This is a genomic window from Endozoicomonas montiporae CL-33 (assembly GCF_001583435.1).
GTDB classification, from domain to species: domain Bacteria; phylum Pseudomonadota; class Gammaproteobacteria; order Pseudomonadales; family Endozoicomonadaceae; genus Endozoicomonas_A; species Endozoicomonas_A montiporae.
On record NZ_CP013251.1, the window covers coordinates 3,338,602 to 3,355,155 of the forward strand.

The 16,554-nt window shown below is 50.8% G+C and carries 9 protein-coding genes; 6 read left to right on the top strand and 3 right to left on the bottom strand.

Annotated features, from left to right (window positions below; translation table 11 throughout):
- Nucleotides 1–104: 104 nt before the first annotated feature.
- Complete coding sequence (locus EZMO1_RS15265; RefSeq protein ID WP_034872478.1) at nucleotides 105–4,931, bottom strand: NAD-glutamate dehydrogenase; 4,827 nt, start codon at nucleotides 4,929–4,931, stop codon at nucleotides 105–107.
- Nucleotides 4,932–5,408: 477 nt separating this feature from the next.
- Here EZMO1_RS15265 and EZMO1_RS15270 point away from each other — a divergent pair, with 477 nt between their 5' ends.
- The 6 genes from EZMO1_RS15270 to EZMO1_RS15295 are packed head-to-tail and all read left to right on the top strand — an operon-like array spanning nucleotide 5,409 to nucleotide 12,523.
- Nucleotides 5,409–6,371, top strand: coding sequence for an AAA family ATPase (locus EZMO1_RS15270; RefSeq protein ID WP_034872476.1), 963 nt, complete (start codon nucleotides 5,409–5,411; stop codon nucleotides 6,369–6,371).
- Nucleotides 6,372–6,415: 44 nt separating this feature from the next.
- The gene (locus EZMO1_RS15275; RefSeq protein WP_034872474.1) at nucleotides 6,416–7,363 is read left to right on the top strand and encodes a DUF58 domain-containing protein; all 948 of its coding nucleotides are present in this window, start codon (nucleotides 6,416–6,418) and stop codon (nucleotides 7,361–7,363) included.
- Nucleotides 7,364–7,373: 10 nt separating this feature from the next.
- Nucleotides 7,374–7,856, top strand: coding sequence for a DUF4381 domain-containing protein (locus EZMO1_RS15280; protein WP_051789230.1), 483 nt, complete (start codon nucleotides 7,374–7,376; stop codon nucleotides 7,854–7,856).
- Complete coding sequence (locus EZMO1_RS15285) at nucleotides 7,849–8,892, top strand: vWA domain-containing protein (RefSeq protein WP_034872473.1); 1,044 nt, start codon at nucleotides 7,849–7,851, stop codon at nucleotides 8,890–8,892. The genes EZMO1_RS15280 and EZMO1_RS15285 overlap by 8 nt, the downstream gene beginning before the upstream one ends.
- A gap of 2 nt (nucleotides 8,893–8,894) precedes the next feature.
- Nucleotides 8,895–10,748 (top strand): tetratricopeptide repeat protein, encoded by a 1,854-nt coding sequence (locus tag EZMO1_RS15290; protein ID WP_034872471.1) that lies wholly within the window; start codon nucleotides 8,895–8,897, stop codon nucleotides 10,746–10,748.
- Complete coding sequence (locus EZMO1_RS15295; protein WP_051789229.1) at nucleotides 10,742–12,523, top strand: BatD family protein; 1,782 nt, start codon at nucleotides 10,742–10,744, stop codon at nucleotides 12,521–12,523. Before EZMO1_RS15290 ends, EZMO1_RS15295 begins: the two co-directional genes overlap by 7 nt.
- Before the next feature lie 197 nt (nucleotides 12,524–12,720).
- On the opposite strand, the gene EZMO1_RS15300 is transcribed toward EZMO1_RS15295, so the two are convergent.
- Together EZMO1_RS15300 and EZMO1_RS15305 are read right to left on the bottom strand one after the other, a co-directional pair.
- Nucleotides 12,721–15,096, bottom strand: a complete 2,376-nt coding sequence (locus EZMO1_RS15300; protein ID WP_051789228.1) for an efflux RND transporter permease subunit — start codon at nucleotides 15,094–15,096, stop codon at nucleotides 12,721–12,723.
- Between the two features lie 226 nt (nucleotides 15,097–15,322).
- Complete coding sequence (locus tag EZMO1_RS15305) at nucleotides 15,323–16,447, bottom strand: WD40/YVTN/BNR-like repeat-containing protein (RefSeq protein ID WP_051789227.1); 1,125 nt, start codon at nucleotides 16,445–16,447, stop codon at nucleotides 15,323–15,325.
- Nucleotides 16,448–16,554 lie beyond the last annotated feature (107 nt).

Below are 16,554 nucleotides of genomic sequence, written 5' to 3' on the forward strand. Positions count from 1 at the left end.
ATATTCATCGTTGTCATGATGCAAATCAGCGTAGAGGGAGAAAGGGCGACTATTGCGATCAAAGAGCAGAACTGAAGACGTTCCGCTCTATGTTTATCGGACGATTAATGAGGCTGAACGGTGTGAATCGTTGCCTGGGCAAGATCCATCAGTTCACGGTTGGCGACGGTAAACATGGCCATTTCCGATACGGGTGCATTGCGGATTTCGGACAACATACTCTGCCAGCGCACAACCAGAGCATGGTGGTGCATCATCCAGGCATCCAGTTGTTGATTGATTTCATCCTCGCTGTCAGGTGCGCTCAACAAAGCCACCGTCAAAGCCCGCTGCTGCCAGGTCAGCTCATCGCGAATACTGTCTCGGGCCAGTGACTGCCAGTGATTGGTGACTTCCAGACTACCCAGTTCCTGGCTGTACCAGTTCAGATCCAGCCGTTCGCCAATAGCGAAAAACATTCGGGCAACACTTTCAATCGGTTTGCCCGTCTGGTCAGCCGCCTGAATGATCGGCAGTGAACTCAGCAGATAACGTTGCCCGCACACCAGTTTGGCAACATCTTCAGGAATCTGGTTGTCCACCATCTGCTCAACCTTGGCACTAAGGTTTTCCTGCTCGGTCTCACTAAGGTAATCAACAAAGGAATGCACAAACTCCTGAATCGCCGGACCATAATGTTCAACGGTTTCGGCTGCCACCAGATCCTGTCGCTTCAGCCGGATAAACCAGCGACTGGCTCGGCGTACCAGCTTAATCATAGATCCCATTAACTGCTGTTGCAGGCTGCTGGACAGCTTATAATCCAGCGATTCAATCAGCCGCCAGTAATCCTGAATACCAAACACATCACGGCTGACCAGAAACGCCCTGGCGATTTCCGGAGCATTGGCACCGGTGGTCTGACGAACACGATGAACATAGGTGATGCCCATCATATCAATCATATGGTTGGCGATCTGTGTCGCGATAATTTCCTGACGCAGCCGGTGATGGTTAATCTGCTCGGAAAACTGTTCAACCAACACGTCCGGGAAGGCTGTAAACAGCTCTTTGGAAAGATAGTCTTCATTAATCACATCAGACGCCATCAGCGCTTCTTTCAGCTCAGCCTTGCTGTAAGAAATCAGTAACGACAATTCTGGTCGGGTCAAGCCTTGTCCGGCTCCGCTGCGCTCTGCAAGCGCTTCATTGTCGGGTAAAAACTCAATGTGCCGATCCAGTCGGCCTTCGCCTTCCAGATGGTCAATGAAACGTTTGTATTCATCCATCCGGTAGCGGGCTTCGGATTCGGCCTGGGTAATAGACTGCGTCTGCCGGTAATTATTAAGCAACACCAGTCGTCCGACATCGTCTGTCATGGACTCCAGCAGCAGATTGCGCTGCTTCATGGTCATATCACCATTGGACACCACGTCATTCAGTAGAATTTTAATATTCACTTCATGGTCAGAGCAGTCAACGCCACCGGAATTATCAATAAAGTCCGTGTTCATGGCACCACCCTGCAGCGCGTATTCAACACGTCCCAGCTGACTCAGCCCAAGGTTCCCGCCTTCACCAACGACTTTGGCTCTCAGTTCACAGCCATTGATACGCAATGGATCATTCGCTTTGTCACCCACCTGGGCATGACTTTCGCTGATCGCCTTGACGTAGGTGCCGATGCCACCGTTCCAGATCAGATCAACCGGAGCGCGTAATAATGCGCGTATCAACTCATTGGGGGTCAACCGGTTCGCAGTAATGCCAAACCGGTCCTTCATGGGCTGGGAAATCATGATCGACTTGGCCGTCCGGGAAAACAGACCTCCGCCTTCAGAAATCAGTTTACTGTCGTAATCCTGCCAGCTGGATCTTGGCAGATTAAACAGTCGCTGCCGCTCCTGATAACTGCGGGCAGTATCCGGGTCGGGATCAATAAAAATATGCATGTGGTTGAACGCGGCCACCAGCTGCAGGGTTTCAGACGACAGCAGACCGTTACCAAACACATCACCTGCCATATCGCCAATACCAATGACCGACACCGTATCCTGCTGAACATTAATGCCCCGCTCACGGAAATGACGCTGCACCGATACCCAGGCACCTTTGGCGGTAATGCCCATTTTCTTATGGTCATAGCCGGCACTGCCACCGGAAGCAAAAGCATCACCCAGCCAGAAGTTGTATTCCGCCGCAATGCTGTTGGCAATATCAGAAAAGGTCGCTGTTCCTTTGTCCGCTGCTACCACAAGGTAAGAGTCATTATCGTCGTAATACACGACTGACTCTGGATGTACCACTTCGTTATCCACCAGATTGTCCGTCACATCCAGCAATGCCCGGATAAACGTCTGGTAACAGGCAACCCCCTCTTCCATCATCTCTTCACGGCTGGCGTTGACCGGCATCTGTTTGGGCGCAAAGCCGCCTTTGGCGCCCACAGGTACAATCAGGGCATTCTTCACCTGTTGAGCCTTCACCAGTCCCAGCACTTCAGTTCGGTAATCCTCCACCCGATCCGACCAGCGCAATCCTCCGCGAGCGACCTTTCCGCCACGCAGGTGCACGCCTTCAACTCTGGGAGAATAAACAAAGATTTCGTATAGCGGCACAGGCTTGGGAATGTCGGTAATATCACGGGGAGAGATTTTGAATGAAATATACGACTTGGGTTCGCCCTCGGCATCCATCTGGTAAAAGTTTGTTCTGAGAGTGGCGGAAATCACTGTCTGAAAACGGCGGATAATCTTGTCTTCACTGAGAACCGTGACCTGATCCAGAGCTTCCAGAATGGACTGTTGAATCTGTTGTTGACGAGCCAGACGCTGGGTGCGGGACAGAGCCAGTTCGGGATTAAAACGAATTTCAAACAGTTCCAGCAGCTGACGGGTAATGTCGATGTTATTGCACAGGGTTTCAGCAATATAGGTCTGGCTGAACCCCATTCTGATCTGTTTAATATAGCGGGCATAAGCCCTTAGCATCGCCACCTGACGCCAGCTCATGCCCGCAGCAAGGACTAGCAGGTTGAAGCGATCATTTTCCGCCTCGCCAAACCAGATTTTCTCAAACGATTCCCTGAAAATACCATCCACTTTCTGGATATTGGTACTGACATTGTCGTGGAAACTCAGCAGGAAATCGTGAATCCAGATAACATCATCGTTGCTTTTGCGAATCAGAAACGGATACTCGCCAATCACCCGCAGTCCCAGATTCTCGATAATCGGTATCTGGTCCGCAAGCGGCAGCGGTTCTACAAAATGGTACAGTTTGAAGTGAATCCGGCCTGGTCCGTCGTTGAGTGCGCGATAAAAGCCCATGGATAACGGGTTGTCTTTATCAATCTGTTGAAAGTGTTCAACATCCACAGCCGCAGCTTCTGGCGTAAAGGCTTCACGATACGCTGCCGAGAAACCGTTACTGTAAAGGGTAATCAGCTGATTCCCTTTAACTTCACCGTGGGATTCGAGAATAGAAGCGCGAACTTCATCTTCCCAGGAACTCGCCGCCAGTACGAGCTCATCATTAATCGCTTCCTGACTGAACTCAACCCGTTTGCGCAACTTGAAATTGAAATGAACCCGCGCCAATACTGACTCGGAAAAATAAGTGGTAAATTCAGAATCGACCGACTGAAGACGATGGCAGAGTATCGCTTCCATGCGTTTGCGCAATTGCGTGCTGTAGACTTCTCTGGGAACAAACACCAGAGCCGAGCAGAAAGGTCCATAAGGGTCTTGCCGGATAAACAGTCTGATCTGCTTGCGCTCCTGAATGCGCAGGATTTCCATAACGGTTTCAAACAGTTCAGTCTTGGGCGTCTGGAACAGTTCGTCCCTTGGAAAGACTTCCAGAATCTGCTCAAGATCCTTGCCATGATGACTTTTACGACCCAACCCTGACAGCTCAAAAATATCAGTCACTTTGCTGGCTATATAGGGAATCCGGAAAGGACTCTGCCGGTAGACCGGCGACGTGTAAAGACCGACAATTCTGGCTTCACCAATCACCGAACCATCGTCAGCAAACTGTCGCACCGTTATAAAATCGGGATAGGCTGGCCTGTGAACCGTCGAGCGCACACCCGCTTTGGAAAACGACAGTGCGTCAGTCTGTTCAAAAAAATCATGTTCAATCACCGGCTCAAGGTCAAGCTGACTGATGCTGCCCTGATGGCTGGTTTTCAATAGCCCTAACAAAGAGTCCGAAGGACGAATGATCTGCTTTTTACCAGACTGCTCAATGACCTTCAGTTCTTCATAACCCAGAAAAGTAAACTTATTATCCAGCAGCCAGTCTAGGAAATCCCGAACCTCTCCGGCACGTTCCCCCGTTAACCCGACAGCCAGCTGCCTGATGCGCTCACAGGTAGGCTGGTAATCCTCAACCACTCTGGAAACATCCAGCATAATGGCATAAATCTGTTCCCGAAGAACTTCCAGTTCTTCATCCTTTTCCTGACGATCAATTTCTACATAAATAATCGCTTCATTACAGACCGTTGCTTCAATCGATTCATCAAACACCATTTGATGCTGTTCATTACGTCGGGACTGCAGAACCGTATTTCTGAGATGGTGAATCACCACGCCATGCTCGTTCAGCTTCATTCTCAGGGAATCCACCAGAAACGGCATATCCCTGTGAATCATGCGAATAACCGTGTGGGTCGAATGCCAGCCATGATGGGGGTAATCGGGGTTTAGCACTTCAATTTCAGGCTGTCCCGGGTCATGAAACTGGAGAAACTTCCAGAAAGACAGGGTGGACCCCAGCAGATCACGACGCTTCTGCCCCATCAAATCCTGACGGCTGTCCATAGAATAATATTGATGAACAAAAGGCCTGAGAGTGTCGTATTGTTCCTCGGGGACCTGAGGGGCTAACTCGTCCAGTATTTTATCCAGGGCTTCCTTACGCTCCTGGGCATCTCGCTGACCCATGCTGGCATCTCCGGGGGCAAAAGCGGTATCTTGGTAATGGGAGGGATCAGAGTGTCCGCTTTGTGCAAGGGAGTTGTCAGTTTTATGACATCATCAGCTTTTCACTGGCTGATTAACTAGACCATTGCGGTCACTGATCCTATATTACTGAACTATAGGAAAAGACAGCCTGCTTCGCCTGATAGATCAAGCCTCTCAACCACTTGCTATCAGTCAAAAACACCCGCTGGTCTGTCAGAACCATTTATTGCAAAATGGCTTTAAAAGTAAACAGCGGTTATCAGCCAGCTAACTGAATCCTGTGCCGGGCAGGGACGTCCCTGATCACAATGACTATCGGCACAACACCTGTACTCTTATGGGCTATTACCAGTGCCATTGAACAGTGCTGGTATAAAAGACCATGAGCAAAATAAATTTTTTGACCACCCTGATGGTGAAAAACTTTACGGTTAATAAACTGGGACAGAACAATTTATGTCTGCACAAAACGTTCTGAATGAACTGAAAGAATACTTATGTAGCTGTATTATCGGTCAGGAGCATCTGGTCAATCGTCTGTTGATTACCCTGCTGGCTGACGGACACCTGCTGGTTGAAGGCGCTCCCGGTCTGGCCAAAACCCGAGCCATTAAAGTACTGGCAGAAGGACTTGAAGCCAGCTTTCACCGCATCCAGTTCACACCGGATCTACTGCCTGCCGATGTCACCGGCACTGATATCTATACCCCTGAAGACGGCAGTTTTCGTTTCCAGCCCGGCCCCATCTTCCACAATCTGGTTCTGGCTGATGAAATCAACCGGGCCCCTGCCAAGGTGCAGTCAGCCTTGCTCGAAGCAATGGGAGAGCGGCAGGTCAGTATCGGTCGGAAAACCTACCCGCTGCCAAGGGTTTTTATGGTCATGGCGACCCAGAATCCCATTGAACAGGAAGGTACCTACCCTTTGCCGGAAGCCCAGCTTGACCGTTTTCTGATGCATGTAAAAGTGGAATACCCCAATGTGTCGGCAGAACGGCAGATTCTACGTTTGGCTCGCGGTGAAGCCATGCACCAGCAACCCGCCAAACCGGCTCAGCAACTCACTCAGGGCAATGTTCTGGAAGCTCGCCAGAGCGTGCTGCATATGCACATGGAACCCGTGGTTGAAGAATATATCGTGCAACTGGTCAACGCTTCCCGCCATCCTTCTTTATACGGTGAGCGCCTTGCTGGCTGGCTCGACTACGGTGCCAGTCCAAGAGGCACCATTGCTCTGGACCGCTGCGCCCGCGCCCATGCCTGGCTGGCTGGCAGAGACTTTGTCAGCCCTGACGATGTTCAGTCCGTAGTGCACGACGTATTCCGTCACCGTCTGCTACTGAGCTTTGAAGCAGAAGCTGAAGGTAAAGATGCCGACCAGATTATTGATCAACTGTTAAATCTGGTGCCGGTGGCATAACAACAGCGGATACTGCGAGCGCAAGACAGGAGTACTAACACATAATGAGTGGAGCCTACTCGGACCTGAAAGAGCTGGTTGAATTACGCTTGAAGGCCAGGGATCTGGCACTGTTCAAGCATAACCGCTCACGCAGCCTGCTGGCAGGCGCAGGCGCTTCTCCCTTTAAAGGGCGTGGCGTTGATTTTGAAGAAGTACGCGCCTATCAACACGGTGATGATATTCGCTCCATCGACTGGCGGGTAACGGCCAGACGCAGTAAACCCCATACCAAAGTGTTTCGGGAAGAGCGCGAACGCCCGGTTCTTATTTTGCTTGATCAGAGCCACAGCCTGTTCTTTGGCAGTCGCCTTAATTTCAAATCCGTCACCGCCGCTGAAGCCTGCAGCCTGCTGGCATGGGCAACGCTGAATCATGGTGACCGGGTGGGCGGCGTGATTTTCAATGAAGAGCAACTGAGCGAAATTCGTCCAAAACGTTCCAAGCAAACGTTGATGCACCTGTTGAAACAGGCCAGTGAATTAAACCAGTCACTGACCGCCAGATCGATTCCCGCTTCGATCACCGCTGCCGACGGTGGCTATCTGGCTAAAGCGTTACGTCATGCCCGCAGGGTGTCGCACCCGGGTACACACATTTTTGTGATCAGCGACTTTGCCTCGCACAACGAAGAAACCCTTCGTCACTTTTTCCGACTGTCCAGGCACTGCGAAATGATGGCGGTGCATATATCGGACCCCATGGAAGCCGAACTGCCCCGCCCCGGTCGTTACGACATTACTAACGGCGTGCATCGCCAGACTATTGAAACACAGGCAGGAAAAGTCAGGCAGAAATATCGTCAGCAGTACGAACAGCAAAACAGTCTTCTGAAAGAACAGTTCTCCAGCCTGAAAATTCCTTTTATCGGGCTGCGAACTGACGTGGACACCTCACAACAGCTGGCGGAGCATTTTGGTTCGGTCAGAAGCCGGAAGAGCACGAGAGGTTAAGCCTGTGGAGATGCAAAACCCTCTGGACCAGCTTCGCCCGAATCACCTGCCAGACCCGGTGAGTTGGTGGCCTCCGGCCATTGGTTGGTGGCTGGGTGGTCTGCTGATCATAATAGTCATTGCTGCTGTCGTTTACTTTACCCTCAGGTTCGTTCGTAAAACCCGTTACCGCCGTCAGGCAGCAAAAATAGGCAAGCAACTTCTGGCTGAATTCCGGCAGCATGGTGATCAACGCCGATTCATTAATGCCTGCAATCGCTTGTTAAAGCAAACGGCACTGCAGGCTTACCCTGACGAGCCGGTTGCCCGTCTGCACGGTAAAGAATGGCAACAGTTTCTGGCAGACAAAAGTGGTAACAAAGGGTTTCTTCAGGGAGTCGGTGTCGCATTGGGCGACAGCCGTTACTACAAAGAGCACGCTACAGAACAATCGTTGGAAGTGGATGCCCTGCACTCCATGACCTTAAGCTGGATCAAAAAACACCATGCTTGAACTGCAATGGCCCTGGGTGTTTGTCATAACCCCGTTGCCTTACCTGATTTATCGATTCATGACACCCGCCAGCCAGTCCGGGGGCTCGGCGCTGCAAGTGCCTTTTTATCGACACCTGACCAGCATTGCCGGAAATAATCTGGTTCACCAGAACTCTCGACGACAGTTGTCATTTATATTGCCCGTCGTTATCTGGTTACTGCTACTCTTGGCGGCGGCTCGTCCGGTCTGGCTGGGTGAGCCAATTCAGCTACAGGGCACAGGCCGTGATGTCATGCTCGCCGTTGACCTGTCGGGCAGTATGGAAATTAATGATATGGAATTGAACGGTGTGGCCGTTGACCGGCTGGTCGTCACCAAACACGTTCTGACCGACTTTATTGAACGTCGAACAGGCGACCGTTTAGGTTTAATTCTGTTTGGTACACAGGCCTACCTTCAGGCACCACTGACGTTTGACTTGAAAACAGTGGGCACCCTGATGGACGAATCGGCTATCGGTATGGCAGGTAACAAAACGGCCATTGGTGATGCTCTTGGTCTTGCAGTAAAACACCTCCGTAACCGCCCACAAGACAGCCGGGTTCTGATTCTCCTGACGGACGGAGCTAATACTGCCGGTGAAATCACGCCATTGCAGGCAGCCAGACTGGCGGCAGAAGAAGGCATTAAAATCTACTCCATCGGGATGGGCGCTGAAGAGATGATTCAGCCGGGTATTTTTGGCACATCCTTTGGAGCACGCAGGGTTAACCCTTCTGCTGACCTTGATGAAAAAACACTGACAGAAATGGCGAATCTCACCGGCGGTCGTTACTTCCGGGCTAAAAACACAGAAGAACTGGAACAGATTTACAGCTTACTGGATGAACTTGAACCTGTGTTACAGGATAAAGAAAACTTTCGCCCGGGTATTGCCCTGTATTACTGGCCGTTATTACTGGCTTTGGTTCTGAGCTTTGTCACCGCTTTAGTTCACCCGTCGCTGCGCTCTTCAGACTGGTTAGCTAAATATAAAACGCAGGAAGGAGCCTGAGCATGACCGAGTTTATTTCTCAGTTTCATTTTCTGCGCCCCATGTGGCTGTTGATGCTGATACCCTGCCTACTATTGCTGACACTGGTCTGGCAACAACAGCAAGCATCCGGCAACTGGAGCAAGGTGATCGCTCCCGAGCTTCTGAAGCATCTGGTACACGGTGAAACACGGCAACAGCAACGCTGGCCAGTTGCACTGCTGGCAACCGGGTGGGTTCTGGCCAGTATCGCGCTGGCCGGCCCTACCTGGCAGAAAATCACCACGCCGGTCAGCAAAAGCCAACAACCTCTGGTGGTCGTCGCTGACCTGTCTTATCACCAATACGCTGCCGACCTGTCACCTGACCGGATGACACGGTTACGCTATAAGCTGCTGGATCTGTTCCGGCTGCGGCAAGATGGACTGACAGCCATCGTCGTCTTTGCCGGAGGTGCTCATACTGTCTCACCGCTGACAGACGACACCAACACTCTATCCAATCTGGTACCAGCGCTCAGTCCCGACATTATGCCGGAACAGGGGCAAAACCCTCTCAGCGGTATCGAGCAGGCCATCAAACTGCTCTCACAGGGTGCCAGTGAACGGGGTGACATTATGCTGATCACAGACAGTATTCCCCGACATCAGATCGCTGATATTGAATCATTAATCAAACAGTCAGGTCATAAACTCTCCATCCTTGGCATAGGTTCAGAACAGGGCGCGCCCATTGCTATTCCCGGAGGCGGTTACCTGAAAGATAGTCAGGGCAGTATTCTGGTGCCGCGACTCAACAGAACCGAACTGCAGCAGCTTGCCCGAAACGTCTCCGGCCAGTACCGGGATTTATCGTTGGACAACAGCGACCTGCAGGCATTACTGCCCAAACCCGATTCTTCAGACTCCGTGATTAAAGTTGACCGTCAGTTCGACCAGTGGCATGACGCCGGTTACTGGCTGGTGATTCTGCTATTGCCTTTGGCCCTTCTTGGCTTTCGCCGAGGCTGGCTGCTGGCACTGTTTATTTTATGTACGGCACTACCACAAGAGCAGGCAATGGCTTTTGACTGGTCCACACTCTGGAAAAACAGTGACCAGAGAGGTGCAGAGGCACTCAATAATAATGATCCCGAGTCTGCTGCAGAACTATTTAGAAACCCGAAATGGCAGGCAGAAGCGCTTTATCAGAATCAACAGTTTGAAGAAGCTGCCAATCTGTTCAGTCAATCTGAAACCGCACAAGGTTACTACAACCAGGGCAATGCCTTAGCCAAAGCTGGCAAATTGGATGAGGCTATTGCAGCTTATGATGAAGCGCTTAAACAACAACCCGATCTGGATGACGCCAAGTTCAACAAGGCATTACTGGAACAATTGAAACAGCAACAGGAAAAACAAAACCAGCAGAACCAGAACAGCAAGGATCAGCAGCAGGAACAAAATAGCCAGGACCAGCAAAGCCAGGAAGGCGAACAACAGCAGTCACAGGATAATGCTCAGCAAAATCAGGATGACCAAAAATCCCGGCAGCAATCAGAACAGCAGCAGCAAAAGCAAGAGCAAACCCAGGAACAAAAGCAGCAGCAAAGTACTCAGCAGGAGAGCGCTGAGTCTGATGAACAGAAACAACAGGAACAGCATCAGGCCAGCCAGCAACCGGAAAAGCCGGAGTCAGAAAGCCCTGAGCAGAAAGAACAGCAGGCCATGACGGAACAGCAACCTGCTGAAGAACTGGATGCCCAGACTCCCGACCAGCAGGCGGTAGAAAACTGGCTGAATACCATCCCCGATGATCCCGGGGGCTTATTAAGAAGAAAATTTCTGCACCAGCAACAACTCAGACAGGAAAACAGACAACAGGAGCGGGCATGGTGAAGTCGGCACAGTTTCAACACCCCATCAGATTAACGGTACAATCGTTGACGGCAAAATGGCTGACGGCTCTGCTTTTGATAGTATTGGCCAATTCGGCACTGGCTACAACGTTCACTGCAACCGTTGACCGAACCATTATTGCCCCCTATGAAACACTGGATCTAACACTGAGAACGGATAAAGACACCGACCGCACACCCGACCTGTCCGCCCTGAATCAGGACTTTGAAGTGGTCACAACACGCCAGAGCAGGCAGGTTCGTATCGTCAATGGGCAAACCGAGTCTTGGCTGGACTGGATCGTCACCCTTTCGCCCAAGCGCGAAGGAAGATTGACGATTCCCGCGTTGAAGCTCGGCAACCTGTCCTCAGATGCCATCCGAATTCAGGTACAGAAAGACACCTCAGCCTCAGGCAACAACGTCAGCCCCGTGTTTATGCGCACCGAAGTGGATAACGAGTTCATCTATGTACAACAGCAGGTGGTGCTCACACTGAGAGTGTTCTATCGGGTCAACCTCTACGACGATAGCCGTTTGAGTCCCCTGAATATCGACGGTGCCATTGTTCAACAGCTGGGCGACACCCGTAAATACGAAACCATCATCGACGGAAAACGCTACGGCGTATTTGAGCTGAAATTTGCCATCCACCCCCAGAAAGCTGGCCTGATGGAAATTCCGGAGCTGACCTTTAACGGCACTATGGCTGAACGCAATGATCCGTTTGGCAGCATATTCTCCATGTCCAGTGGCAAACCAGTGGTGGCGAGATCCGCTGCCATTACGCTGAATGTACAGCCACAGCCTGCCAGTTACAGCGGCCGGGCCTGGCTACCCGCCTCAGACCTGTCACTCAATGAATCATGGAGTCAGAATCTGGATGAAGTCCATGTGGGTGATGCCATTACCCGCACGATTACTGTTGAAGCCGAAGGTCTGACCAGTGCGCAGCTGCCGGTCATTCCCAAGCCAAGGCTGGAACACGCCAACCTTTATCCTGACCAGTCCAAGACGGAAGACACTCCAACGGAGAACGGCATTATCGGCAAGCGCATGGATGCAGTGGCCATTATTCCCACCCAACCCGGTGAAATGACGTTGCCTGCCCTGCGCTACAGTTGGTTTGACGTAACCAGTAATCAGGAAAAAGTCGCCGAGCTGCCTGCAAAAACGATACGGGTACTGCCTGCCACAAATGCTGCCAGCATTCCGGCACTGCCTGCGGTTACCGTAGCTGACAGTAATAACGGAGAAGCCAAAGCAGCTGACTGCGATTGCCCGCCCGCCGAGGTAATCGAAAAACCCGTAGCAGAAACCAAACAGGCGTACTTCTGGCCTTCACTGACAGGACTGTTTGCGCTGCTATGGCTGATCAGCACAGCCCTATGGCTTCTGGCAAGACGCCAGCAGATACCCGTAGTCACAGACACCGTTAAAGAGGATGGCTTACTCCCGCCAGAAAAGGATGCCTTCAGGCTCCTTGGTGAAGGCTGTCGGCAGGGCAACATTAATGAAGTAAAACTGGCCTTCACTGTCTGGTGCCAGAGTCTGTTCAATGAACAACAACTGTCTACCGTTGAACGCTGCCTGACCCGACTGGATTCCGATAAACTTCGGACCTTGTTCGAACAGATGGATGCTGCCGTGTATTCGCCTGACAAGAGCAACGCGCCCTTCGCAGAGATATTAAGTGTCTGTGAAAAGCTCAGAAAACAGCATCTGAAGCAAGTTTCTAAAAACGATCAGTTGCCGGGGCTTTATCCTTCAGACTAATGTAACTGATGTTACGCACCTTAAACGAAGGAATCAGGGCTACAGAGCAATGACCTCGTTCGGAAATCTTGATGATTCGTAGAGGGTGCGTAACTCCAGTAATGTAATACCAACTTCACCTTCGTAACATGAATTGGTATGACTGTCAGGTTGGGACGAGCGAAACGCGACTCCCAACCGACAGACAGACAAAATAATCAGCTGGTACTTCCTGCCAGCTCACCTTCAGGCTCACCAGCTTCAGTCTTTTTTACGTAACTCTCCGGCTTGAGCAGAAAGCGCGCCAGAGCAGGTAGCAGCCAGATGGCACCGATCATGTTCCAGATAAACATAAAGGTCAGCAGAATACCCATGTCTGCCTGAAACTTGAGAGGAGAGAATATCCAGGTGCCCACACCAATAGCGAGGGTTATGCCGGTAAAGGTGACCGCCTTGCCAGTAATCTGCAGTGTCTTATGATAGGCCTCCTGCAAAGGCAGCCCCTGTCTGAGGAAGCTTTCCAGACGACTGTAGATGTATATTCCATAATCCACACCAATACCTACTCCCAGTGCAATCACGGGCAGTGTTGCCACCTTGACACCGATACCCAGATACGACATCAGCGCCTGACACAGCACCGACGTCAACCCTAGTGGAATAACAATACAGAATACCGCTCTCAAAGAACGGAACGTCAACAGACACAGAATACTGACGACCAGGTAAACCCACATCAGCATCTGGTTCTGTGCTTCGGCAATGACTTCATTGGTGGCTGCTTCAATACCGGAATTACCACTGGCCAGAACAAACTGAACATTCTCATTATTGTTCTCAGCCGCAAAAGCCTTGGTTTCAGCCACAACCCGTGACAACGTATCAGCCTTATGGTCATCCAGATAAAGAATCACTGGTGCCATTGAACAGTCACTGTTGTATAACCCGCGCAGTGTAGACACAGAGCTGTTCAGAACATAAGGGTTACGGGAAAGGGTTTGCCATTTCAGGCTGCCCTCGTTCAGCCCCTTGACCACCTGTTTGGATGCAGTCACCAGCGACAATGCCTGCTGAACGCCGGTTACATTCTCCATACGCCACATATAGCGGTCGATGGCTTCCATCACAGGATAGGTAGAACACTGCTCAACACCGGTTTCCACCATCACCACAAACAGGTCGGCACTGGTCGAATAGTTAGACGTCAGAAACAGATTGTCTATGTTATAACGGGAATCAGGATGAAACTCTGGTGCGCCGGGATCTAAGTCGCCAATTTTCAGATCGGCCGCCCGGTAAATACCCCAGCCAAATCCCAGCAGGGCAATTAACACAGAAACCGGCACAACCTTGGGATGGGCAAAGTTAGACAACAGATTCCAGACGCCCTCTTCATTATGCTGGCGTTCCTGAATACGACGAACAGACTTCTGACTGGTACCACCATAAGACATCAATACAGGCAGCAAGACCAGATTAGTCATGATGATAGCCGCAACACCAATACTGGCGGTCAGGGCAAGATCCTGAATGACCTGAATATCAATAATCAGCAAGGTCAGGAAGCCAATGGCATCAGATGCCAGTGCCACCATTCCCGGAATATACAGACTTCGGAATGCACGACGGGCGGCAGTCACTTTATCCGCACCGGCTGCCGCTTCTACACCTATGCTGTTAATGATCTGAACACCATGGCTGACACCAATCGCAAACACCAGAAATGGTACCAGCAGAGAATACAGGTCAAGCCCAAAGCCAAGGGTAGCGAGAAGACCCATCTGCCAGACAACGGCCACCAGAGATGTCATTAACGGGATAAAGGTGCTGCGCAGGCAGCGGGAATACAGAAAGAGCAATAGCGCAGTAATCACAATGGCAACAATGAAGAACAGCACGATAGACTGTACACCTTCAAACAAATCGCCAAAGACTTTTGCCGTACCAACAATGTGAATATTGACGCCCATGCCCGTATATTTATCGCGCAATATCTCCAGCTGTCCGGACAGCGCCTTATAATCGAGCCTTTCACCGGTTTCAGGATTGGTTTCAAAAAGTGGCAAACTGACAATGCTCGACCGGAAGTCATTTGCTACCAGCTGCCCCACCTGCCCGGAACGCAGAATATTGGTTCGCAACTCGTCCAGACTTTCACGGGAACCGTCGTAGATCTGGGGAATAACCGGCCCCCCGGCAAAACCTTCTTCAGTGACCTCGGTCCAGCGCACACTGGGTGCCCACAATGATTTCAGTTTGGGACGATCAACACCATCAAGATAGAACACTTCATCATTGATCTGGCGCAGAATCTCCATATAGTCCGCTGAAAAAATATCCCCTTCTCTGGCTGCTACAGCAATACGAACTGTATTGCCGCCACCGGTGCCATCGAGGTGTTTGAACATGTTTTGAATATAGGGGTGCTGCATCGGCACCATTTTTTCAAAACTGGCATCCACCTTTAAACCCGTGACCATCTTCCAGACCAGAAATACCGTGACCAGAGCAAAGAACAGGCACACCCGTATCCTGTTATGGAAGATCATTCGTTCAGAGGTTGATTCAACGTGATTGGATCGTTTTGACAGCATTGTCAGAATCCTTTTAGAGCAAAATACCAATTCCATCTTCTAAACATGAATTGCGCAGCCATTTCAAACCACTGGCTCTGCGTCAGAACTCCTCGCAATAGCGAGCTATTACTCGTCGTTCTTCCTTGCCCAGCGATTTGAAATAGCTTGCTCATGGTCATATTTAGAACACGTAACTGGTATAAAATGCCGCTGTATCTTTATTATTTTCTGTGCAAAAAACGTTTTATTCTGAATGGGCAATTTTATTCGCCAGAGCCATATCGACGTTTTCATTCATTCGCTGAACGCCACCCTGCCCTACCACAACAATCGCGCCATCAGCGGCTTCAGCCAGTGCTGACAGTGACATCCGGTCTTCTCTGTGGGTTTTCTGCCAACGACCACTCAGGCCAGACAGAACCGTACCGGATGTGCCGACCAGATAGCTGCTGCCATCATTCAACAATAAAGACCCAAACAACGAATCTTCTGTTCCGGATGACAGCGCCAACCAGGACTCACCATTGTTCCGGCTACGGAACACATTGCCTCTTAAACCGTGAATAAGTACTTCGTTACGGCTGGCAATGACACCGAATAAAGAGCCTTCATACGGGCCGGACAACGTATTCCATGTTATGCCGGCATCTGGAGAGTAATATAAAATACCGGCCTCACCCGCAAGGTACAGGTTGTCATAACCATCACCGGCAATCGCGTTGTAATGAAATTCTTCTTCATTTTCGATGGTGTGACGAATGTCACCCCAGGTTTTACCGCCGTCGCTGGTACTCAGAATGGTGCCATAGGCACCCACTGCAATGCCCCTGAGCTCGGTCTGGAACCAGACATCAAGCAACGGTGCCTGCATATCAAGGTCACTGTAGACACGTTGCCAGTTTTCTCCGGCATCTTCCGATTTCAGGATCAGGTTATCATGACCGACGGCATAGCCCACCCTGCTACCGGGAAAGGTCACCGCTGTCAGCATTTGAATAGTCGGCACCTGCGCCTGTCGCCAGGATCGGCCATCATCGTCGGAAAATAGTATGTGTCCACGATCACCCACCGTCACCAGACGTTCACTGTCGGGTAATCGGGCAATATCCAGCAACAATGAAGTACTGGCTCTGCCAGACATGACCGAATGACGATCCTTCACCAGAGATTCTGAAACAGAGAGGTCTGAAACAGAGAGATCTGAAGCTTGACTGGCTAACGAAAGACCGCCACTGAAAAGTGCAGCCATTGTCACCAGGCTGGGTATAGTGAGGCTAAAAAATCCTGACGGCATCACTCCAGAGAGACGGCTGGCCAGTCTCCGGGCATGAAAGGATCTCAGCGCAAGCAGGCCGGAGAGTTTGGTCATGCTAGTCTCCTTCTGTCTTATAGTTATTGTTTTTTTGACAGACGGATTATAAACATTCGCTTATGCAGCGGCTAGCCACAAACCGCCAAATGACCCCCACTCTTTAC